Consider the following 23,996-nt stretch of genomic DNA (forward strand, 5'->3'; position numbering starts at 1 on the left):
GAGAGACAATGGCAAACCCAAAGAACACTGCAGACCTGGCAGAGCTGAAGGAGAAGCTGGCTGGCGCTAACTCTGTTGTATTGACCGAGTACCGCGGCCTGACCGTATCCCAGCTGCAGGAGCTGCGTAACGATCTGGGCTTTGACGTTGAATACTCCGTCGCCAAGAACACCCTTTTCAAGATCGCTGCCAAGGAAGCTGGCATCGAAGGTCTTGATGATTTGCTGACTGGCCCGACCGCAATTGCGTTCATCAAGGGCGAGGCAGTGGATGCTGCGAAGGTCATCACCAAGTTCGCTGATGACAACAAGGCACTCATCATCAAGGGTGGCTACATGGACGGCAACGCACTGTCTGCCGACCAGGTTGAGGCCATCGCCAAGCTGGATAACCGCGAGACCACCCTCGCAAAGCTGGCTGGCGCTATGAAGGGTTCTATGGCGAAGGCAGCCGCTCTCTTCAACGCTCCTGCAACCAAGGCTGTACGCACCGTCGCAGCCCTGCAGGACAAGAAGGAAGCAGAAGCTTAAGTCGTCACAAAAGACGCACAATTACAACACCGTGTGCGCGGCATAAATCACGCGCAGCGCACACACAACACAGAAAGGACTTGCCATCATGGCTAAGCTCACCAAGGACGAGCTCATTGAAGCTTTCAAGGAAATGACCCTCATCGAACTGTCCGAGTTCGTTAAGGAATTTGAAGAGGTATTCGACGTTGAGGCTGCTGCTCCGGTTGCTGCTGTTGCAGCTGGCGCTCCGGCTGAGGGCGGCGCTGCTGCTGCTGAGGAGAAGACCGAGTTCGACGTCGTTCTGACCGACGCTGGCGCTAAGAAGATTGGCGTTATTAAGGCTGTTCGCGAGATCGTCTCCGGCCTGGGCCTGAAGGAAGCTAAGGAAATGGTCGAGGGTGCTCCTAAGGCTATCCTCGAGGGCGCTTCCAAGGACGACGCTGAGGCTGCTAAGGCTAAGCTGGAAGAGGCTGGCGCTTCCGTCGAGCTCAAGTAATTTCACTGAGCTTTACGCTTTCAAACCCCCCACTCTTACCGCCGCGCGCGGTGGGAGCTGGGGGTTTCCTCGTTTTATGCTCGCGGGCGCAATGCGGGTAGTACAGCAATGGCCAGTAGTGTCAAAGTATGAAACTATGGCATTGTGGAGTTCAGGAGGGGTAGCTTAGAGCGCTTTCACACAGATGGTAAGGGCCAAAGTACGTGCCCCCCTGAACTGCGAAGAATACTGCGCCGCAAACTCATCATGATTGACCGCGCAGCCTCTCTTGCCGATTTGAGGATTCCACCAGCGAATCACTTAGAGAGGTTGAAAGGGAAGTGGAGAGTAGTCTTCCGGTGGACAGGGAAAGGAGCTGTGGACGTTGACTTCATCGACTATCACAAATGAGGGAGAGGAAGCCTCGGATATCGTCCCCGTTCCACACCCTGGAGAGGTTCTGCGTGAGGAATTTCTGGAGCCGCTCGGACTGACTCAATACCGCTTAGCCAAGGATATTTTTAGCTCCAAGTCTCAAATTTCCAAGCTGGTGCGTGGGCGCATTGGGATTAGTGCGGAAATGGCGCTCCGTCTTTCCGCTTATTTTGGCAATTCGGCAGAGTTTTGGCTGGGGCTGCAAGAAGAGTTTGATCTCTGGTGCGCGCGGCAGACCACGGATACCAGCAGCATCATCGCTTGGAATACGCAGACGGCCTAAAACCAATCCGGCGTGGCGGGGCGGCCTGTAGAAACAAGGAATCGCCGCCACGGGCTGTAGAATTAGCCCCCATGCTGCCCAAGTCCCGCATTATTTCCGTCCTGCTCCTAGGCCTCGGCGTTGCGCTCATCGCCGCCGGAATTGTGGCGCCGGCGTTTTTGGATTACTCCCCGCGGCTGCCACTGAACCTGAAAAACAGTACGTGGACACTGCACGATGATTCTGCGGATTCGCAGCAGCTGTCCAAGGACGGCACCGCGCCGTATTCGGGCCCCATGACCTACCAAATCAACATGGATATCCAAGAGCCCTCGGACGAGGAGAAGGCCACCGTGCGCATTGGTGAGACCCGCATGCGCGGCGAAGGGGAGGGCCTTAATGACCTGAGCCAGGCCCAAGTGTGGACCTATCCCGTGGACCGCCTGAGCGGCGAGGCGGCGGGGGAGGCGTCGCTTAGCCATACGCTTGCTACGCCTTCGGATAAAGTCACGGTGGATGGCTACTGGCTCAAGTTCCCAGCAGGCGCAGAGAAGACCAACTACCCGGTCTTTGACCCGACGCTGCGCAAGGCCGTCGATGCAGTCTTTGAAGAAGAAACCACGATGGACGGCCGCACGGTCTACCGCTACCACCAAGAAATTGAGCCAACCAACGTCGCGCAGCTATTTGCGGCCGATGGCAATACCACCAGCCTGCCCAAGAAAGACGGCGGCGAGGAGCAGGGCTACCTAACCCACTCCGGCAGCCGAGACTTCTACGTGGACCAACAAACCGGCCTCGTGGTGGGCATGGATATGGATATCGATGATTACTACGCGGACCGCGAGGGCGTGGGCCGCGAGCGCGCCTTCGTCTTTAATGGCTCTACCTCCGAAGAGGACCAGCAGGCGCTGCTCAAAGAGGCGGCAGATTTCCCGCGCGACCGCGTGGCGGAGATCGTGCGGTGGGTTGCCATCGGCCTCGGCGCACTGTTGACCCTGCTCGGAATCATTGGCGCATTGGGCCTAATTGGCGGCAAGAATAAGCATGCCCGCCCGCGCCATAACCGCGGGCGCATCGGCGGGAGCGCGGTGCCAGCGAGCCGGTAAAAGCGCAGCTGGAAAACAAAATCGCCGCCGGGGTTGCGGTGTATTGAGATTTTAGTGGTAGGGTGCTCGGTGGTTGTCGCGCACAGTCGCGCGACGTGGACGCGTTAGCGCCGCGGCGAGCACGAGCTTGCCCCCTAGCGCGGTAGCGACACGCCCCAAGTGTGGTGTGTCTTTACATGGCAGGTCTTTTCCTATAAGCTGTTTCGTTGCGCTGGAATCTGGATCTTCGGTGCACATTTAGCCTTTCAGGCCGGTGATGGCAAAACCGACTTGACAAGGTGATTTTGTGCATTCTGAACCCAGACACTCCACAGCAGACCGAATGCTAGAATTACCAGCGGTTTTGCGGCTCGTCGGCCAGGGCGAGCAGGCAATCCGCGTGAGGTGCTGGAAGGACCCATCTTGGCAGTCTCCCGCCAGACCAAGTCAGTGGCCAATATCCCCGGAGCCCCGAAGCGATACTCGTTTGCAAAAATCAGCGAGCCTATCGCCCTGCCGGGTCTCCTTGACGTACAACTTGATTCCTTTGATTGGCTCGTTGGCGCGCCGGAGTGGCGCGAGCGCGAGCAGGCTGAGCGCGGCGATGACGCCCGCGTGACGAGTGGCCTCGAGGACATCCTCGAAGAGCTCTCGCCGATTGAGGACTACTCGGGCAATATGTCCCTGTCCTTGTCGGAGCCGCGCTTTGAACCGGTGAAGAACACCGTGGATGAGTGCAAGGAAAAGGACATCAACTACTCCGCGCCGCTGTACGTGACCGCAGAGTTTATTAATAACGACACCCAAGAGATTAAGTCGCAGACCGTCTTCATCGGCGATTTCCCGATCATGACGGATATGGGCACGTTCATCGTGAACGGTACCGAGCGCGTCGTCGTCTCTCAGCTGGTGCGCTCCCCGGGCGTGTACTTCGATCGCTCGATCGATAAGTCCACCGAGCGCCCGCTGCACTCCGTGAAGGTTATTCCTTCCCGCGGTGCATGGTTGGAGTTCGACGTCGACAAGCGCGACACCGTCGGCGTGCGCATTGACCGCAAGCGCCGCCAGCCGGTAACCGTGCTGCTTAAGGCACTGGGTTGGAGCGAGGAGCAGATCAGGGATCGCTTCGGCTTCTCCGAGCTCATGATGTCCACCCTGGAGTCTGACGGTGTAGCGAACACCGATGAGGCACTGCTGGAGATCTACCGCAAGCAGCGCCCAGGCGAGCAGCCCACCCGCGAGCTGGCTCAGTCCTTGCTGGATAACTCCTTCTTCCGTGCAAAGCGTTACGACCTGGCTAAGGTCGGCCGCTACAAGGTCAACCGCAAGCTGGGGCTCGGCGGCGACCACGATGGTCTGATGACCCTGACCGAGGAAGACATTGCCGTCACCCTCGAGTACCTGGTCCGCCTGCACGTAGGCGAGCGCGAGATGAAGGCACCGAACGGTGAGATGATCGCCCTGCACACGGATGACATCGACCACTTTGGTAACCGTCGCCTGCGTACCGTGGGTGAGCTCATCCAGAACCAGGTCCGCGTCGGCCTGTCCCGTATGGAGCGCGTTGTGCGCGAGCGCATGACCACCCAGGACGCGGAGTCCATCACTCCGACCTCCCTGATTAACGTGCGCCCGGTCTCTGCTGCTATCCGCGAGTTCTTCGGTACCTCGCAGCTGTCCCAGTTCATGGACCACAACAACTCGTTGTCCGGCCTGACCCACAAGCGCCGCCTGTCCGCGCTGGGCCCGGGCGGTCTGTCTCGTGAGCGCGCCGGCATTGAGGTGCGAGACGTTCACGCTTCTCACTACGGCCGTATGTGCCCGATCGAGACCCCTGAGGGCCCGAACATTGGCCTGATTGGTGCGCTGGCGTCCTACGCCCGCGTGAATGCTTTCGGCTTCATTGAGACTCCGTACCGCAAGGTTGTGGACGGCAAGATCACCGACCAGGTGGAGTACCTCACCGCCGATGAAGAGGACCGCTTCGCTATTGCTCAGGCCGAGGTCGAGCAGGACGCAGAGGGCAACCTTACCGGCGAGCGTATTGAGGTTCGCCTGAAGGACGGCGACATCGGACTTACCGACGCCGCCGGTGTGGACTACGTTGACGTCTCCCCGCGCCAGATGGTTTCCGTGGGTACCGCCATGATTCCGTTCTTGGAGCACGACGATGCTAACCGTGCCCTGATGGGTGCGAACATGCAGAAGCAGGCAGTGCCGCTGGTTCGTTCCGAGGCCCCGCTGGTTGGTACCGGCATGGAGCAGCGCGCTGCGTACGACGCTGGCGACGTTGTCATCACCCCGAAGGCCGGTGTGGTCGAAAACGTCACCGCTGATGTCATCACCATCATGGATGATGAGGGCCAGCGCGATACCTACATCCTGCGTAAGTTCGAGCGCACCAACCAGGGCACCAACTACAACCAGACCCCGCTGGTTTCCATGGGCGAGCGCGTAGAGGCCGGCCAGGTTCTGGCCGATGGCCCGGGTACCCACAACGGTGAGATGTCCCTCGGCCGCAACCTGCTGGTTGCCTTCATGCCGTGGGAAGGCCACAACTACGAGGACGCCATCATCCTCAACCAGCGCATCGTGGAAGAGGACATCCTGACCTCCGTCCACATCGAGGAGCACGAGATCGATGCTCGCGATACCAAGCTGGGCGCCGAGGAAATCACCCGCGAGATCCCGAACGTCTCCGAGGACGTGCTGAGCGACCTGGACGAGCGCGGCATCATCCGCATCGGTGCCGACGTCCGCGCTGGTGACATCCTGGTGGGTAAGGTCACCCCGAAGGGCGAGACCGAGCTGACCCCGGAGGAGCGCCTTCTGCGCGCCATCTTCGGTGAGAAGGCCCGCGAGGTCCGCGATACCTCCATGAAGGTCCCGCACGGTGAGGTAGGCAAGGTCATTGGCGTTGCTCGCTTCTCCCGCGACGATGATGACGATCTGGCCCCTGGCGTCAACGAGATGATTCGTGTCTACGTTGCCCAGAAGCGCAAGATCCAGGACGGCGATAAGATGGCCGGCCGCCACGGCAACAAGGGTGTTGTGGGCAAGATCCTGCCGCCAGAGGATATGCCATTCATGGAAGACGGCACCCCGGTGGACATCCTCCTGAACACCCACGGTGTGCCGCGTCGTATGAACATTGGCCAGGTCCTCGAGGTTCACTTGGGCTGGCTGGCACACGCCGGCTGGAAGGTCGATACCGAGGATCCGAAGAACGCCGAGCTGCTCAAGACCCTGCCGGAAGAGCTCTATGACGTTCCTGCAGATTCCTTGACCGCTACCCCGGTCTTCGACGGTGCTACCAACCACGAGATCGAGCGCCTGCTGGCTTCTTCCCGTCCTAACCGCGACGGCGATGTACTGGTGGATGAGCATGGCAAGGCCACGCTTTTCGACGGCCGCTCGGGCGAGCCATACAAGTACCCGATCTCTGTCGGCTACATGTACATGCTCAAGCTGCACCACTTGGTCGATGAGAAGATTCACGCCCGCTCCACCGGTCCTTACTCCATGATTACCCAGCAGCCGCTGGGTGGTAAGGCCCAGTTCGGTGGCCAGCGCTTCGGCGAGATGGAGGTGTGGGCAATGCAGGCATACGGCGCTGCCTACACCCTGCAGGAGCTGCTGACCATCAAGTCCGATGACGTCGTTGGCCGCGTGAAGGTCTACGAAGCCATTGTTAAGGGCGACAATATTCCAGATCCGGGCATCCCTGAGTCCTTCAAGGTGTTGCTCAAGGAGCTGCAGTCCCTGTGCCTGAACGTGGAGGTTCTCTCCACCGACGGCACGCCGATGGAGCTGTCTGGCTCTGATGACGATGACATGGATAGCCCATCGCTTGGCATTAACCTGTCCCGCGATGAGGGGTCCTCCGCTGACATCGCCTAGTTAGTTTCTTGGTCCACCGCGGGGAGGTTCCCGCGGTTGGGCATAAACGTTTCATTCATAAAAAGCCATCAATTCCTCGACAACGAGGATGAAAGGGAGACATTACGTGTTTGACGTAAATCTCTTCGACGAGCTCCGCATCGGTCTGGCCACCGCAGACGATATTCGTCGCTGGTCCAAGGGCGAGGTCAAAAAGCCCGAGACCATTAACTACCGCACCCTGAAGCCGGAGAAGGACGGCCTCTTCTGCGAGCGCATCTTCGGCCCCACCCGTGACTGGGAGTGCGCTTGTGGCAAGTACAAGCGCGTCCGCTACAAGGGCATCATCTGTGAGCGCTGTGGCGTTGAGGTGACCAAGTCCAAGGTTCGCCGTGAGCGCATGGGCCACATCGAGCTAGCTGCTCCGGTAACCCACATCTGGTACTTCAAGGGCGTTCCTTCCCGCCTGGGCTACCTGCTGGACCTGGCTCCGAAGGATCTCGAGCGCATCATCTACTTCGCGGCCAACATCATCACCTCCGTGGATGAAGAGGCTCGCCACAACGACCAGTCCACCCTGGAAGCAGAGATGCTCCTGGAGAAGAAGGACGTTGAGGACGATACCGAGTCCGAGATCGCAGAGCGCGCCTCCAAGCTGGAGTCTGACCTGGCTGAGCTGGAAGCAGCCGGCGCCAAGGCAGACGCCCGCAAGAAGGTACAGAACGCTGCCGATAAGGAGATGCAGCACATCCGCGAGCGCGGCGAGCGCGAGATCGCCCGCCTGGATGAAATCTGGAACACCTTCATCAAGCTGGCTCCGAAGCAGATGATCATCGATGAGACCATCTACGAAGAGCTGGTTGACCGCTACGAGGATTACTTCACCGGCGGCATGGGTGCAGAAGCCATCCAGACCCTGGTCCGCAACTTCGACCTCGAGGCTGAGGCCGAGGAATTGCGCGAGATCATCAACAACGGCAAGGGCCAGAAGAAGATGCGTGCCCTGAAGCGCCTGAAGGTCGTTGCTGCCTTCCTGCGCTCCGGCAACGATCCGGCCGGCATGGTGCTGGACGCCATCCCGGTTATCCCGCCAGAGCTGCGCCCGATGGTGCAGCTGGACGGTGGCCGCTTCGCTACCTCCGACCTGAACGACCTCTACCGCCGCGTCATCAACCGCAATAACCGTTTGAAGCGCATGATCGACCTGGGTGCTCCAGAGATCATCGTGAACAACGAGAAGCGCATGCTGCAGGAGTCTGTGGACGCGCTCTTCGATAACGGCCGCCGTGGCCGTCCGGTTACCGGCCCGGGCAACCGTCCGCTGAAGTCCCTGTCTGACTTGCTCAAGGGCAAGCAGGGCCGCTTCCGCCAGAACCTGCTGGGTAAGCGCGTGGACTACTCCGGCCGTTCCGTTATTATCGTTGGTCCGCAGCTGAAGCTGCACGAGTGTGGTCTGCCGAAGCTCATGGCGCTCGAGCTGTTCAAGCCGTTCGTTATGAAGCGCCTGGTAGAAAATGACTACGCCCAGAACATCAAGTCCGCCAAGCGCATGGTTGAGCGCCAGCGCCCAGAGGTATGGGACGTTCTGGAGCAGGCCATTTCTGAGCACCCAGTGATGCTCAACCGTGCACCTACGCTGCACCGCCTGGGTATTCAGGCCTTCGAGCCGAAGCTGGTTGAGGGTAAGGCTATTCAGCTGCACCCGCTGGCTTGTGAGGCGTTCAACGCCGACTTCGACGGTGACCAGATGGCAGTCCACCTGCCGCTGTCCGCTGAGGCACAGGCTGAAGCCCGTGTCCTGATGCTGGCGTCCAACAACATTCTGTCCCCGGCATCCGGTAAGCCGCTGGCCATGCCACGTCTGGACATGGTTACCGGCCTCTACTACCTGACCATGGACAAGTCCGAGGACGAGATCGGTGGCAACGGCCGCTTCCGCGAGGCAGAAGAGGACAAGCCAGCTACCGGCGTCTTCTCCTCCTACGCTGAGGCCCTCATGGCCTATGACCGCGGCACCGTTGGCCTGCAGGCTCCGATCAAGGTCCGCATCGATCACCTTCGCCCGCCGAAGGAGATCGAGGAAGAGCAGTTCCCGGATGGCTGGACCAAGGGCCAGGCATGGATGGGCTACACCACCATCGGCCGCGTCATGTTCAACGAGCTGCTGCCATGGAACTACCCGTACCTCGAGGGCATCATGGTCCGTAAGGGCGGCGGCTCCGGCAACAAGGTCCTCATCGGTGACGTGGTCAATGACTTGGCCAATAAGTACCCGATGATCACCGTTGCTCAGGTGCTGGACAACATGAAGGATGCCGGCTTCTACTGGGCAACCCGTTCCGGCGTGACCATCACCATGTCTGACGTTCTGGTTCTGCCGAATAAGACCGAGATCCTCGAGTCTTATGAGAAGGAAGCAGAGCGCATCGAGCGCAAGTACTGGGAGCAGGGCGCCCTGACCGAGCGCGAGCGCTACGACCGCCTGGTTGAGCTGTGGAAGGACGCTACCGATACCGTCGGTGAGGCCGTCGAGAACATGTACCCGGACCACAACCCGATTCCGATGATTGTGAAGTCTGGTGCTGCCGGTAACATGCGTCAGATCTGGACGCTGGCCGGTATGAAGGGCATGGTTGTGAACTCGCACGGTGATTACATCACCCGTCCGATTAAGACCTCCTTCCGCGAAGGCCTGTCCGTGCTGGAGTACTTCAACAACTCCCACGGTTCCCGTAAGGGCCTGGCCGATACCGCACTGCGTACCGCTGACTCCGGCTACCTCACCCGTCGTCTGGTGGACGTGGCCCAGGACGTCATCGTCCGCGAAGAGGACTGTGGCACCCGCCAGGGCGTCCGCGTCCCAATCGGCGAGGAGTCCGGCGACAAGGTTGTTCTCTCCGAGCTGTGGGAGACCTCCGCATCCGGCCGCGTTATCGCGACCGACGTCAAGGACGCCAACGGCGAGGTTGTGGCCGAGGCCGGCTCCGACCTCACCGAGGAGCTCACCCAGAAGCTGCTTGACGCTAAGGTCACCGAGGTCAAGGTTCGCTCCGTGCTGACCTGCCAGACCCCGGCCGGCGTTTGTGCTAAGTGCTACGGCAAGTCCATGGCTTCCGGCCAGCTCGTCGATATCGGCGAGGCCGTCGGCATCGTGGCTGCACAGTCCATTGGTGAGCCGGGTACCCAGCTGACCATGCGTACGTTCCACCAGGGTGGTGTCGGTGGCGATATTACCGGCGGTCTGCCGCGTGTTCAGGAGCTCTTCGAGGCCCGTAACCCGAAGAACCGCGCTCCTATCGCCTCCGTTGACGGCACCGTTTCCCTGTCCGATGAGGGCAACTTCTGGACCTTGACCATCACCCCGGATGACGGCTCTGATGACGTGGTCTATGAGAAGCTCTCCAAGCGTCAGGGCCTGGCTCAGGTTCGTCGCCCGATGGAGTCCAACCCAGACGCCATGATTGAGCGTTCCCTCAAGGACGGCGACCATGTTGAGACGGGTGACCGCCTGATGCGTGGTGCGGCTGACCCGCACGACGTGCTCGAGGTCCTCGGCCGCCGTGGCGTGGAGCAGCACCTCATCAATGAGGTTCAGGCTGTGTACCGTACCCAGGGTGTGGCTATCCACGATAAGCACATCGAGATCATCATCCGCCAGATGCTGCGCCGTGGCACCGTCATCGATGCGGGTACCACGGACTTGCTGCCGGGTAACCTCATCGACCTCTCTGAGGCCAAGCAGCTCAACGCTGCCCAGGTTGCAGAGGGCGGCGAGCCGGCTCAGCTGCGCTCGGAGATCATGGGTATTACCAAGGCTTCCTTGGCTACCGAGTCCTGGCTGTCCGCTGCATCGTTCCAGGAGACCACTCGCGTGCTTACCGACGCCGCTATTAACAAGCGCTCCGATAAGCTCATTGGCCTCAAGGAGAACGTCATCATTGGTAAGCTGATCCCAGCCGGTACCGGTATCTCCCGCTACCGCAACATCTCCGTCAAGCCGACCGAGGCTGCACGCAACGCTGCATACTCGATTCCGACTTACGGCGATTCCATCTACGGCGATGACGGCTTCGGTGAATTCACCGGTGCTTCCGTCCCGCTGGATGAGGACTTCACCTTCTAAACGAGAAGAAGCAAGCTCAATATAGAGCGCGAGAAACACCTCCGCTGTCTTGAAGTAGTCAAGATGGTGGGGGTGTTTTCGTATATGTTCCAGTTATATGGGATAACACCCATAACATTTTATAGGCGTATCCATGGGGCCCGTACCGGTAGCTATAGTAAACGTTTTATGATTACGCCGTTAACCTGCGGAAAGGCTGTGAACTCTTAATGTTTCGAGTGTTGCGGTTCCCAGTGAACATTAATATGATTCAGGTTGGAGACAGCCAACATCAATACAAAAGTCAATATTTGGCTCCAGGTATGAGTGTTGTCTATGTTGCTGTTCTTTGGACAATCCCTATTCTCATTCTAAGGAAGGGCTTTTCATGAAAATGAAGAGTTTTAACGGTGTAACTCGCCGTCGCGGCACTACAATCGCTGCCGCTGCTCTCTCTGTTGCTCTCGTAGCTCCATTCGTTCACCCGGTTGTTGCTCCGCAGAACGCTGCGGTTGCACAGGCTCAAGACACTGCTGATGCTTCTGTTCCCGGCAGCTCTGGCAATAACCCGATTGACGCCGACGCCATCGCTAGTGGAGATGTGACCAGCGGAAGTGGCCTGAAGAAGGTCAATGGTGCTCCAGTTTATAACGGTCACGTGTACCTGCTGGCGGGGCAGAACTCTCAGACCTCCGAAAACGATGGTAAGGCGCACGTTCCGGATGGCACAACGGTGTTGTTCCAGTGGATTGATGACGACGGCGCAGTTAGCCCGGTGTACTCGGCAAAGACCCACTTCTTGGAGTATGGCGGGGATGGCACCACCTCTGGCCCGGGTACTTTTGTTTTCGCTCCGGGATCTTGGACCGATAAAAACGGTAAGGAACACACTTACCGTATGAATGCAAAGGCGCGCATTTGGCTTGCCGAGGGTCAAACTGGTCGCGCTGGCCAGCCATTGCAGCAGGTGTACCAGTGGCCCGGCCGTTTCCCCGGTTTTTACGGTCCGGTCGGTAATGAGCCGAATGGTGCGTTTGGTCTTGCGGGCCAATATATGGCGCGTACCGCTCTTGACGTCGTTGAAGCGCCTGCGCCGTACATGACGGCTGATCCTAGTGAGTGGAAGATTGACACTGACGGCTACGATGTCGCTCCGGATAGCCGTGAGGATCCGAACCAGTTCTACATTGAGGGTCGCGTGTGGCTGGAATCCGAGCAGGAGCGTGGGCATATCGGACTTCCGACGTCTGCGGGTGAGCGATTCGTTGAAGGCTACAAGGTCGTTTCTACGATTTTGACTGATGAAGGCCTCCAGGCCGTGAAGCAGTTTGACGGTGAGCGCCCTGACGTGCGTGCTGACAAGATTCGTCAGCTGTTTGAGAACGACGCTAACCGCGAAAAGTTCATCGCGCAGACGGTGGTTAATGAGACGAATAAAGACGGCTACTACCGTGCTCACTTTGACACGGAAAACGAAGAGGCACTGAAGTACGCTTACCAGTTCGTTCAGGACCCCGAAGGTAACTGGAAGCCGACTTACGGTGCCCACGGTGCGAACCTTTTCCAGCCTTTGAACCAAAAGACTTCTGGTGCGGTGAAGAACCCCTTAGGGCGTCCTGGTTGGTATAACTCTCACCTTCCTGTTGCGGTTCGCTTCGTCGATCAGATCAAAGTTGTCAAGTTTGACGGGCAGGATGCTACTGGCGTGGCCGCGCCTGGTCAGAAGGCTGATATTGATGTAACCCGCGTCTTTGACGAGACCAATCCGGTTCGAGTTGTATGGCGTGACGAGCGTGGTCGTGAGCTGAAGGCTTGTGACGGTTTGACTGATACGGCCAGTGCTGAAGCGTGCTCCTTGGATATTCCGAAGGACATCAAAAAACCGCAGACTATTCGTGTTGAGCTCGAGGTAGATGGCAACGTTACAGCTTCGGACTCCTTTGTTGTGTCTTCTGCTCCGTCGATTACCACTGGTTCTGAGACGGATGAGGTTCCGGCTGATGGTTCGGAGAAGACCTTGGATGACAAGGTTAAGAACCCGACTGAGGGCATGACTGGTGAGGTCCAGGACAAGGACGGCAATCCGATTGATGGTGCCAAGGTTGAGATTGATCCGAAGACTGGTGACGTCAAGGTGACGGTGCCGAAGGGTACTAAGCCGCAGGATGCCAAGGTTGTTGTTAAGGACAAGGATGGCAAGCCGGTTGGTGATCCGATTGATGTGAAGATCACTGAACCGAAGGGTGAAACTCCGGCTCCGTCGATTACCACTGGTTCTGAGACGGATGAGGTTCCGGCTGATGGTTCGGAGAAGACCTTGGATGACAAGGTTAAGAACCCGACTGAGGGCATGACTGGTGAGGTCCAGGACAAGGACGGCAATCCGATTGATGGTGCCAAGGTTGAGATTGATCCGAAGACTGGTGACGTCAAGGTGACGGTGCCGAAGGGTACTAAGCCGCAGGATGCCAAGGTTGTTGTTAAGGACAAGGATGGCAAGCCGGTTGGTGATCCGATTGATGTGAAGATCACTGAACCGAAGGGTGAAACTCCGGCTCCGTCGATTACCACTGGTTCTGAGACGGATGAGGTTCCGGCTGATGGTTCGGAGAAGACCTTGGATGACAAGGTTAAGAACCCGACTGAGGGCATGACTGGTGAGGTCTTGGATGAGTCCGGTGACCCGATTGACGGTGCCAAGGTTGAGGTTGATCCGGAGACTGGTGACATCAAGGTGACGGTGCCGGAGGGTACTGATCCGCAGGATGCCAAGGTTGTTGTTAAGGACAAGGATGGCAAGCCGGTTGGTGATCCGATTGATGTGAAGATCACTGAACCGAAGGGTGAAACTCCGGCTCCGTCGATTACCACTGGTTCTGAGACGGATGAGGTTCCGGCTGATGGTTCGGAGAAGACCTTGGATGACAAGGTTAAGAACCCGACTGAGGACATGACTGGTGAGGTCCAGGACAAGGACGGCAATCCGATTGATGGTGCCAAGGTTGAGATTGATCCGAAGACTGGTGACGTCAAGGTGACGGTGCCGAAGGGTACTGATCCGCAGGATGCCAAGGTTGTTGTTAAGGACAAGGATGGCAAGCCGGTTGGTGATCCGATTGATGTGAAGATCACTGAACCGAAGGGTGAAACTCCGGCTCCGTCGATTACCACTGGTTCTGAGACCGATGAGGTTCCGGCTGATGGTTCGGAGAAGACCTTGGATGACAAGGTTAAGAACCCGACTGAGGGCATGACTGGTGAGGTCCAGGACAAGGACGGCAATCCGATTGATGGTGCCAAGGTTGAGATTGATCCGAAGACTGGTGACGTCAAGGTGACGGTGCCGGAGGGTACTGATCCGCAGGATGCCAAGGTTGTTGTTAAGGACAAGGATGGCAAGCCGGTTGGTGATCCGATTGATGTGAAGATCACTGAACCGAAGGGTGAAACTCCGGCTCCGTCGATTACCACTGGTTCTGAGACGGATGAGGTTCCGGCTGATGGTTCGGAGAAGACCTTGGATGACAAGGTTAAGAACCCGACTGAGGGCATGACTGGTGAGGTCCAGGACAAGGACGGCAATCCGATTGATGGTGCCAAGGTTGAGATTGATCCGAAGACTGGTGACGTCAAGGTGACGGTGCCGAAGGGTACTGATCCGCAGGATGCCAAGGTTGTTGTTAAGGACAAGGATGGCAAGCCGGTTGGTGATCCGATTGATGTGAAGATCACTGAACCGAAGGGTGAAACTCCGGCTCCGTCGATTACCACTGGTTCTGAGACCGATGAGGTTCCGGCTGATGGTTCGGAGAAGACCTTGGATGACAAGGTTAAGAACCCGACTGAGGGCATGACTGGTGAGGTCCAGGACAAGGACGGCAATCCGATTGATGGTGCCAAGGTTGAGATTGATCCGAAGACTGGTGACGTCAAGGTGACGGTGCCGAAGGGTACTAAGCCGCAGGATGCCAAGGTTGTTGTTAAGGACAAGGATGGCAAGCCGGTTGGTGATCCGATTGATGTGAAGATCACCGAGCCGAAGACCGATGCCCCAGACACCTCTAATGCTTCTGTAGTGCCTGACACTGTGACCGTTGTTGAGGGTCAGGAGGCTAAGCCGTTCGAGGTTGCTAAGGACATCCCAGAGGGCGGCCAAGTTAAGGCTGAGGGTCTGCCGGCTGGTTTGACCGTGAACCCTTCCACTGGTGAGGTCACCGGTACTCCAGCCAAGATTTCTGACTGGGGTAAGGATGAAGAAGAGCGCGATGTTGAGGTAACTGTTTCTGTCACCGATAAGGATGGCAAGGAAGTTGCTCAGGATACCAAGACTGTTACGGTTCAGCGTGATACCGATGGCGATGGCCAGCCGGATGTCACCGACACCGATGACGACAATGACGGTGCTACCGATGCAGAAGAAGAAAAGGCAGGCACCGATCCGAAGGATGATTCTTCTAAGCCTGCTCTGACTGATGAGCCTTCGGTTGTTACCGATAAGGTAACCGTTGTCGATGGTCAGGAAGCTGACCCGTTCGAGGTTGCAAAGAACATCCCAGAGGGTGGCAAGGTTGCTGCTGAGGGTCTGCCTGACGGCTTGAGCGTTGATGAGTCCACTGGTGAGGTCACCGGTACTCCGTCGGTTTCTGACTGGGGTAAGGATGAAGAAGAGCGCGATGTTGAGGTAACTGTTTCTGTCACCGATTCCGATGGCAAGGAAGTTGCTCAGGATACCAAGACTGTTACGGTTCAGCGTGATACCGATGGCGATGGCCAGCCGGATGTCACCGACACCGATGACGACAATGACGGTGCTACCGATGCAGAAGAAACTGAGGCAGGCACCGATCCGAAGGATGCAAATTCCAAGCCGGAAGCCAAGCCTGGTGATGACCAGGGAGCAACCTCCGTTGATAAGTCCGGTGTGAAGGATGTAAAGCCTTCCGGTGAAGACCAGAACACCGGCATCAAGGTGACCAACCCTGATGAGGGCACCAAGGTTTCTGCTACGGATAAGAATGGCAAGGACGTTCCTGCCAAGATTGATGACAACGGCAACGTTGTTGTTACTCCGGGTGAGGACGTTGAAGGCCCAATTACCGTAGTCATCGAGGACGAAGACCTTGATGGTGGTAAGGCCGAGGTTGAGGTCGGCGTTAAGGGCGAAGAGCCGGACAATCAGGGCGGTTCTTCCGACCTGACTGGCGGCTCCTCCTTGCCGGACCTGTCTTCTGGTTCTTCCAATGTTGATTGGAAGCGCTGTGCGCCGGCTGCTGCTGGTGTAGGCATCCCGCTGCTGTTCCTGCTGCCGATTGGTCTGGCTTCCCAGATGAACATCCCGGGCTTCTCCCCGCTGGTGAAGCAGGTTTCTGCTCAGATTGATGGCATCAACCGTCAGCTGGGTGCGCAGAACACTGCGCTGCAGAAGCAGCTGGGCATCTACAATGGCCCGCTGGCTCAGCAGGCAAATCAGATTAACCTGATGCTGAAGAAGGTTAGCCCTGAGGCTGGCCGCATTGGAGGTGGCATTGCACTGGCAGCCGCTGGTGCTCTGGCTCTGGGTCTGGTGGCAAACGCTTGTTCTCCGAACGGCGGTTCTTCCAGCTCCTCCAGCTCCTCTAAGTAATCGGTTCCGTGTGGGGCTTCGGCCCCACACTTCCGCGCCACGGGAAGGGCGTTAGCTTCCCGTCTGCTAGGGAATGAGATGCTGCCGGAGCCGGGGTGAGTCCCGGTTCTGGTGGGTGTCTTTCCTGCTAGGGCCGAGGAATGTGGTTTCAGTTTCGGAATTGCGAAAACTCCTGTATTGTTTCTGGCGTTAACATCGAAGTAAATATTTTGCTGAAATTCTCGCCCAATGCGGCTTAGTAATTTCATGGGACTTGGATTCTCCTGAGGTATTTTTTCCTTTCCTTAGAACCTTTGACTAGAGGATCCATGGAGCCCCGTCGCGGAAGTGAGAGGCCGCGGCGGGGCTCATTTTTGTTCTGGGCTGCTTGGGTGGGGGAGAAGGGGGCGTCGGCAAGCGGGGGCTTGTGGGGAAACTAATGCTGGTGCGCTGGGGAGGGCTTGCTAGGATGAATGCAGCTTTTGGTCAGGTTGTCTTAAACTCCTGGCGCAAGCGTTTGAGAACTACACACATCACGGGTGCTCGTCCGCTGCTATTGGGTAGCTGCGATGGGCTGAGACGCCGCCAGATGCGCGGTGAACCGTAGAACCTGATCCGGGTAATGCCGGCGAGAGGGAGGAAATTATGACTACTAATACACGTGTGTCCGCTGCCCCGAAGCGCAGCCTGAACTGGCGCGTGGTCGATATTGTGGTGGCGTCCGTTTTGGGCGTGGCCTGCGGAGTTTTATTCCTGGTATGGAATGCAGTGGGTTATGCCTGGTTTGAGGCTATGGATGCCGTGACCCCGGGCCTGGGAGGCATTGCTACTGGCATTTGGCTTATCGGTGGTGTGCTGGGTGGCCTGATTATTCGCAAGCCGGGTGCGGCCATCTATGTTGAGGTTTTGGCCGCCACCGTATCGGCGGTGCTGGGCTCCCAGTGGGGCATTAGCACCCTGTACTCGGGCTTGGCGCAGGGTATCGGCGTGGAAATCATCCTGGCGATCTTCCTATACCGCAAGTTTGGCCTGGGGGTATCTATTCTGGCTGGCATGGCAGCGGGCTGGGGTGCCTTTATCCTGGAGCTGTTTACCTCCGGCAACCTGGCTCGCTCATTTGAGTTCAACCTCATCTACTTGGTTACCTTGAGTATCTCCGGCGCTATCTTGGCCGGTGCGCTGGGCTTCTTCCTGGTGAAGGCCCTGGCCAAGACCGGTGGCTTGGATCGCTTTGCCGCAGGCCGTGAACAGCGCGCTTAGGGCGTGTTGCGTACGTGTCTGATTGTGCATCATTGGCGGGAAACGCCACCAAGATAACGGCCCGCGGATTCGGCTGGACCCATGCCGGGCGCAGCGAGCCGGCCCTGTCCGATATTGACGTAGTTATCGAGCCAGGCGAACGCGTGCTTCTCTGCGGTGACTCCGGATCGGGCAAGTCCACCTTCCTTGCAGCGATGGCCGGGGTGTTGGGCTCCGATGAGGAAGGAACCCGCACCGGTGAGCTTCTCTTGGAGGATTCCAGCGGCCTGGTGGAGGAGCCGGGGCACACCATCCCGGTGGGGCTGGTGCTTCAGGACCCGGATTCGCAGGTGATCTCTGCGCGCGTGGGCGATGATATTGCCTTTGGCTGCGAGAATTTGGCGTATCCGCGCGAGGAAATCTGGCGCCGCGTGGCCGCCGCTAAGGAACTGGTTGGCCCATTCGTGGATCTGGATTTCCCCACCGAGCGGCTCTCTGGTGGGCAGAAGCAGCGCTTGGCGCTCGCCGGCGTCATCGCTATGGGGGCGGGCGTGGTGCTTCTCGATGAACCCACGGCCAACCTTGACCCCGCCGGCGCACGCGATGTGGTGCGCGCCGTGTCTAGGCTGGTGGAAGAAACCGGCGCGACGCTCGTGGTGGTAGAACACCAGCACGCGGCGTGGGACGGCGTGCTCGACCGCGCAGTGGAGCTGGACCGCGGACGCATCGTGGCCGATACCTCCTTTGCCGAGGTGGCCCAGCGCCGCCAGGTCTCCGGCCTGCCGCAGGCGCGACGCCTCAGTGAGGCCGAGCTTGCCCAGCGCGACGCCGCGCTGTGGAGCACTGACCTCGTCACCCGCTATGGTCCGCCGCGCACCATTGCACTGCCGGCGGGAGCCTCCACGGTCATTACCGGGCCGAATGGTGCGGGTAAGTCCACCTGGTTGATGACCATGGCTGGGTTGCTGCCGGCAAAATCCGGTGAGATCGGGGTGGCCGATTTCGTGCGTCGCGGGGTCAAGGGGTCGCCGCTGCGCTGGAAATCGCGCGAGCTGGCGGACCGCATTGGCTTTGTCTTCCAGAACCCGGAGCACCAATTCGTCGCCCGCACGGTGGCCGAGGAACTACGGGTTGCGCCCAAGGTAATGCGCGTAGAACCGCCTGAGGAGAGAATCGCGCAGCTCGTGGAATCACTCCGGCTGGAGCATCTCTTGGGGGCCAACCCGTTTACGCTTTCAGGCGGCGAGAAGCGGCGCCTATCGGTGGCTACTGCCTTGGTCACCGCGCCGTCGGTGCTGCTCTTGGATGAGCCCACCTTTGGGCAAGACCCCCAGACCTTTGTGGAGCTGGTGCGCTTGCTGCGGCAATTGGCAGATGATGGCACCACCATCGCCTCTATTACCCATGACCCGCTATTTATCCAGGCCTTGGGGGATCACCGAGTGGAGGTTCACGGTGCCTAATCTTTTGCGCGGGGCTAACCCGCTAAGCCGCATCTTTTTGATGTTTATCTGGGTTACCCCACTATTGGCCTCCATTGACTGGGTCTCGGCCGCGGTATCGCTGTCGCTTACCCTGATCCTTGCGCCGCTGTGCGGGGTGTCATGGGTGCGGCTTTTTAAATCCGGGTGGTTCCTGTTTCTCATTGCGCCGATTTCTGGCATCTCGATGCTGTTGTACGGCGAGCCTGGTGGTAAAGAGTATTTCAGTTGGTGGCTGGTGCAGGTCACCGAAAATTCCCTGACCCTCGCGATCGCCATTACGCTGCGTGTCTTTGCAGTGGCGCTGCCCATGGTGGTCCTAGCCCGTGATATTGATCCGACCGAATTAGGCGATGCTCTCTCGCAGATCCTCAAGCTGCCCTCGCGCTTTGTTATTGGTGCGGTCGCCGGGGTGCGTATGATGACGCTATTTCAATCTGACTGGCAGTCGCTGGGTATGGCGCGCAGGGCGAGGGGGCTGACGGACGTCGGCAAGCTGCAGCATTTGCTGACCATGTCCTTTGGCCTTCTGGTAATTGCGCTGCGCCGCGGTGGCAAGTTGGCAACGGCCATGGAGGCGCGCGGTTTCGGCCGTACCCCGCCTGGCGGTGGGAAGCGCTCGTGGGCGCGTGAGTCGCGGCTGCGGGCCCGCGATGGGTGGATCATGGTCTGCGGCGCCGTCCTTGCTTTCGTACCGGTGGTAGTTTCGGTACTCACTGGGGCCTGGAGATTCTTCGGCCTATAACCCGCGAAAGCAGTGATTGAGCGACCATGGACTTTGATAGCCAACAAGAGCGACTTTTAGAGGACATCGTCAAGCTGGCCGCAGCCAGAAAGCGCGCCTTCAAGCCGGTGACCGTGCTTATCGACGGCCCCTCGGGCGCCGGCAAAACCTGGACCTCTGCCGCGCTGGCCGAGCGCACCAATTGGCGGGTGGTGCACCTCGATGAGTTTTACCCCGGCTGGCACGGCCTGGATAAGGGCTCGGACATGGTGGCCGAGCAGGTTTTGCGCACCATGAACCCCGGCTACTGGCGCTGGGACTGGGAAGCAGGTGCCCCGGGGGACTGGGCCAGCTTGGACGTGCGCGATGATCTCATCGTGGAGGGCGTGGGCTCCGTAACCGCCGCCAATATTGCCGCGGCCAAGGAGAGGGGAGCGGTAGTAAGCGTGCTTATCGACGGCCCCCGTGACCAACGCCGCGAACGCGCCATCGCCCGCGAGCCTGACTACGACCAGTGGTTTGAAACGTGGGAAGAACAGGAAAAGAACTACTTTGCCACCAAGGCCGCCGAGGCCGACCTAGTCTGGGAATGGTCCTAGCAGGAGGAAGCTGCCGATCGCGTTTTGTATAAAGCGCGGTCGGTTTGCTACTCTAAACGTCAGTTCACTATGCGTGCCATGATGGCGCGCGGTGAAGAGTCTGATCCTTAACAAGGCACCGGCCTTGGAAAGAGTTCTGGACATGCGGCAGCGCCCCGGGAAAGAGCGCCCATTTTTGCATGTTTGGTTCCTTTCTTTTGGTCTCGGTGCGATTCGACAGAAAGACTGTTAAATGCCAACTATTCAGCAGCTGGTCCGCAAGGGCCGCCACGATAAGCGTAAAGAGGTTTCCACCGCTGCGCTGAAGGGTTCCCCGCAGCGTCGCGGTGTGTGCACCCGCGTGTACACCACCACTCCTAAGAAGCCGAACTCCGCACTGCGTAAGGTTGCTCGTGTTCGCCTGACCACCGGTATTGAGGTTTCCGCCTACATTCCGGGTGAGGGCCACAACCTGCAGGAGCACTCCATGGTCCTCGTTCGCGGCGGCCGTGTGAAGGACCTTCCTGGTGTTCGTTACAAGATCATCCGCGGCGCTCTGGATACCCAGGGTGTCAAGGACCGTAAGCAGGCACGTTCCCGTTACGGCGCAAAGAAGGGACAGTAATAAACAATGCGTAAGAATGCTGCTCCGAAGCGTCCTGTAGTCAAGGACCCGGTATACAACTCCGAGCAGGTAACCATGCTCGTCAACAAGATCCTCCAGGACGGCAAGAAGTCCACCGCAGAGCGCATCGTCTACGGCGCTCTCGAGGCTTGCCGTGAGAAGACCGGTACCGATCCGGTTGGCACCCTGGAGAAGGCACTGGGCAACATCCGCCCAGACCTCGAGGTTCGCTCCCGCCGTGTCGGTGGCGCTACCTACCAGGTGCCGGTTGAGGTTCGCCCTGACCGCGCTAACACCCTGGCACTGCGCTGGATGGTGACCTTCACCCGCCAGCGTCGCGAGAACTCCATGATCGAGCGTCTCGCAAATGAGATCCTGGATGCCTCCAACGGCCTCGGCGCTTCCGTTAAGCGTCGTGAGGATACTCACAAGATGGCAGAGGCTAACCGCGCCTTCGCCCACTACCGCTGGTAATTTCAGCACCCACATCAATGGCCCAAGCAACGAGAAACAAGTTTCGCGCTGGCTGCCGGCAGTTTTCCTGCCGCGGCAACACAAAACTCCATATCTCTTGCTTGGGTCATTTTTTGCCCTAATGGGTGTGATCTCTGGGCGGTATACCTGCCCAGTCCAGCGGCATCGTGGAGTGTCCAGTACACTGAAGCGATGGAAGTCTAGGGGCAGGCTGCTCCGAGGACGGCCAAATAGTGGCAAAAATTTACATGACCTTATCCATGCAGGCGTCATAGCCAGAAACCTGGTCACGGCGTCGACGACTATTAAGTTGGGGTATAAACGTGGCACAAGAAGTGCTTAAGGACCTGAACAAGGTCCGCAACATCGGCATCATGGCCCACATCGATGCTGGTAAGACGACGACCACCGAGCGTATTCTCTTCTACACCGGTATCAACCGTAAGGTGGGCGAGACCCACGACGGTGCTTCCACCACTGACTGGATGGAGCAGGAGAAGGAACGCGGCATCACCATTACCTCCGCTGCCGTGACCTGCTTCTGGAATAACAACCAGATCAACATCATCGACACCCCGGGTCACGTTGACTTCACCGTTGAGGTTGAGCGTTCCCTCCGTGTTCTCGATGGCGCCGTCGCCGTCTTCGACGGTAAGGAAGGCGTTGAGCCGCAGTCCGAGCAGGTGTGGCGTCAGGCAGCTAAGTACGACGTTCCGCGTATCTGCTTTGTTAACAAGATGGACAAGCTGGGCGCTGACTTCTACTTCACCGTTCAGACCATCATCGACCGCCTGGGCGCCAAGCCATTGGTTATGCAGCTGCCTATCGGCGCTGAGGATGACTTCGACGGCGTTGTCGACCTGCTGAACATGCAGGCAATCACCTGGCGCGGCAAGGTTGAGACCGGTGCTGAGCCTACCTACGAGGAAATCCCAGAAGACCTCAAGGACAAGGCGGCTGAGTACCGCGAGAAGCTGGTTGAGACCGTTGCTGAGTCCGACGAAGAGCTCATGGAGAAGTACTTCGGCGGCGAGGAGCTGACCATTGACGAGCTTAAGGCCGGCATCCGCAAGCTCACCATCAACTCCGAGGTTTACCCGGTTTACTGCGGTACCGCTTACCGCAACAAGGGCGTGCAGCCACTGCTGGACGCTGTGGTTGACTTCCTGCCAAGCCCGCTGGACGTCGGCGAGGTTATCGGCCACGAGGTAGGAAACGAGGAGAAGGAGCTTACCCGTAAGCCTTCCGTTGAGTCCCCGTTCTCCGCACTGGCATTCAAGATTGCTGCTCACCCATTCTTCGGTCAGCTGACCTTCACCCGCGTTTACTCCGGCCAGGTCACCCCGGGTACCGAGGTTATGAACTCCACCAAGGGCAAGAAGGAGCGCATCGGTAAGCTCTTCCAGATGCACGCCAACAAGGAAAACCCTGTTGAGCAGGCAGATGCCGGTAACATCTACGCTGTTATCGGTCTGAAGGAGACCACCACCGGTGACACCCTGTGTGACAAGGACGACCAGATCATTCTGGAGTCTATGGACTTCCCGGATCCGGTTATCAAGGTTTCCATCGAGCCGAAGACCAAGGCTGACCAGGAGAAGCTGGGTACCGCTATCCAGAAGCTGGCGGCTGAGGACCCAACCTTCACCGTTGAGCTGGATGAAGAGACCGGCCAGACCGTTATCGGCGGCATGGGCGAGCTCCACCTTGACGTTCTGGTTGACCGCATGAAGCGCGAGTTCAAGGTCGAGGCAAACATCGGTAACCCGCAGGTTGCCTACCGTGAGACCATCCGCAAGAAGGTTGAGTCCATGGAATACACCCACAAGAAGCAGACCGGTGGTTCCGGCCAGTTCGCAAAGGTTATCTGCACCATCGAGCCGTACAACCCGGACCCGGAGACCCTGGAAGAGGGCGAGTCCGCAACCTACGCATTCGACAATGCTGTTACCGGTGGCCGCGTTCCGAAGGAATACATCCCGTCCGTTGACGCAGGTATCCAGGACGCTATGCAGTACGGCTACCTGGCAGGCTTCCCGATGGTCAACATCAAGGCCACCCTGGAAGACGGCGCTTACCACGACGTCGACTCCTCCGAGATGGCCTTCAAGCTGGCCGGCTCCCAGGTCTTCAAGGAAGCAATGGCCAAGGCTAAGCCGGTTCTGCTCGAGCCGATGATGGCCGTTGAGGTTGTTACCCCTGAGGAGTACATGGGTACCGTTAACGGTGACATCTCCTCCCGCCGTGGCCAGGTCTTCGCTATGGAAGACCGCTCCGGTGCGAAGGTTGTTAAGGCTAAGGTGCCGCTGTCCGAGATGTTCGGTTACATCGGTGACCTGCGTTCTTCCACCGCAGGCCGCGCAAACTTCACCATGGTCTTCGATTCCTACGCAGAGGTTCCTTCCTCCGTGGCACAGGAGATCATCGAGGAGCGCACCGGCGGCGCTAACTAAGCGCTAGCCCCGTCTCCTCCGCGGTTTAGTCGGGCTGGTACTCTTCGCCAGTAGATGCCAGACCCGC

General features: G+C 58.6%; 15 protein-coding genes. All 15 read left to right on the forward strand.

The annotated features are described in order from the left end of the window. Positions 1-8: 8 nt before the first annotated feature. On the forward strand, positions 9-530 hold the full coding sequence (rplJ, locus tag BJ985_RS10025; RefSeq protein WP_005322886.1) for a 50S ribosomal protein L10: 522 nt from the start codon (positions 9-11) through the stop codon (positions 528-530). An 88-nt stretch (positions 531-618) separates the two neighbouring features. Further along, positions 619-1,008 (forward strand): 50S ribosomal protein L7/L12, encoded by a 390-nt coding sequence (gene rplL / locus BJ985_RS10030; RefSeq protein ID WP_179387365.1) that lies wholly within the window; start codon positions 619-621, stop codon positions 1,006-1,008. 144 nt (positions 1,009-1,152) lie between these two features. Beyond that, positions 1,153-1,398: a type II toxin-antitoxin system RelE/ParE family toxin gene (locus BJ985_RS10035; RefSeq protein WP_084771633.1), complete on the forward strand. Its 246-nt coding sequence runs from the start codon at positions 1,153-1,155 to the stop codon at positions 1,396-1,398. Continuing rightward, positions 1,373-1,705, forward strand: coding sequence for a HigA family addiction module antitoxin (locus tag BJ985_RS10040; protein WP_179387366.1), 333 nt, complete (start codon positions 1,373-1,375; stop codon positions 1,703-1,705). The genes BJ985_RS10035 and BJ985_RS10040 overlap by 26 nt, the downstream gene beginning before the upstream one ends. A gap of 71 nt (positions 1,706-1,776) precedes the next feature. Then, positions 1,777-2,793 carry a cell envelope lipid trafficking protein PgfA gene (gene pgfA / locus BJ985_RS10045; RefSeq protein WP_179387367.1) on the forward strand — a complete coding sequence of 339 codons (1,017 nt, stop codon included), beginning with the start codon at positions 1,777-1,779 and terminating at the stop codon, positions 2,791-2,793. Positions 2,794-3,177: 384 nt separating this feature from the next. Further along, the gene (rpoB, locus tag BJ985_RS10050) at positions 3,178-6,672 is read left to right on the forward strand and encodes a DNA-directed RNA polymerase subunit beta (RefSeq protein WP_005327976.1); all 3,495 of its coding nucleotides are present in this window, start codon (positions 3,178-3,180) and stop codon (positions 6,670-6,672) included. 106 nt (positions 6,673-6,778) lie between these two features. Beyond that, positions 6,779-10,774 carry a DNA-directed RNA polymerase subunit beta' gene (locus BJ985_RS10055; RefSeq protein WP_179387368.1) on the forward strand — a complete coding sequence of 1,332 codons (3,996 nt, stop codon included), beginning with the start codon at positions 6,779-6,781 and terminating at the stop codon, positions 10,772-10,774. 367 nt (positions 10,775-11,141) lie between these two features. Continuing rightward, positions 11,142-16,376, forward strand: coding sequence for a putative Ig domain-containing protein (locus BJ985_RS10060; RefSeq protein ID WP_179387369.1), 5,235 nt, complete (start codon positions 11,142-11,144; stop codon positions 16,374-16,376). A 624-nt stretch (positions 16,377-17,000) separates the two neighbouring features. Beyond that, positions 17,001-17,615, forward strand: a complete 615-nt coding sequence (locus BJ985_RS10065; protein ID WP_005322871.1) for an ECF transporter S component — start codon at positions 17,001-17,003, stop codon at positions 17,613-17,615. Positions 17,616-17,629: 14 nt separating this feature from the next. Then, the gene (locus tag BJ985_RS10070; RefSeq protein WP_040424891.1) at positions 17,630-19,057 is read left to right on the forward strand and encodes an ABC transporter ATP-binding protein; all 1,428 of its coding nucleotides are present in this window, start codon (positions 17,630-17,632) and stop codon (positions 19,055-19,057) included. Then, positions 19,050-19,820 carry an energy-coupling factor transporter transmembrane component T family protein gene (locus tag BJ985_RS10075; protein ID WP_005322868.1) on the forward strand — a complete coding sequence of 257 codons (771 nt, stop codon included), beginning with the start codon at positions 19,050-19,052 and terminating at the stop codon, positions 19,818-19,820. Before BJ985_RS10070 ends, BJ985_RS10075 begins: the two co-directional genes overlap by 8 nt. 26 nt (positions 19,821-19,846) lie before the next feature. Continuing rightward, positions 19,847-20,398, forward strand: coding sequence for a nucleoside/nucleotide kinase family protein (locus BJ985_RS10080; protein WP_005322867.1), 552 nt, complete (start codon positions 19,847-19,849; stop codon positions 20,396-20,398). 232 nt (positions 20,399-20,630) lie between these two features. Next, the gene (gene rpsL, locus BJ985_RS10085; protein WP_005322866.1) at positions 20,631-21,002 is read left to right on the forward strand and encodes a 30S ribosomal protein S12; all 372 of its coding nucleotides are present in this window, start codon (positions 20,631-20,633) and stop codon (positions 21,000-21,002) included. Positions 21,003-21,008: 6 nt separating this feature from the next. Then, entirely contained in the window at positions 21,009-21,476 is a 468-nt protein-coding gene (gene rpsG / locus BJ985_RS10090; RefSeq protein WP_005322865.1) for a 30S ribosomal protein S7, read from the forward strand. A gap of 323 nt (positions 21,477-21,799) precedes the next feature. Next, complete coding sequence (gene fusA / locus BJ985_RS10095; RefSeq protein WP_005322864.1) at positions 21,800-23,929, forward strand: elongation factor G; 2,130 nt, start codon at positions 21,800-21,802, stop codon at positions 23,927-23,929. Positions 23,930-23,996 lie beyond the last annotated feature (67 nt).

Source organism: Corynebacterium tuberculostearicum (assembly GCF_013408445.1).
Taxonomy (GTDB): Bacteria; Actinomycetota; Actinomycetes; order Mycobacteriales; family Mycobacteriaceae; genus Corynebacterium; species Corynebacterium tuberculostearicum.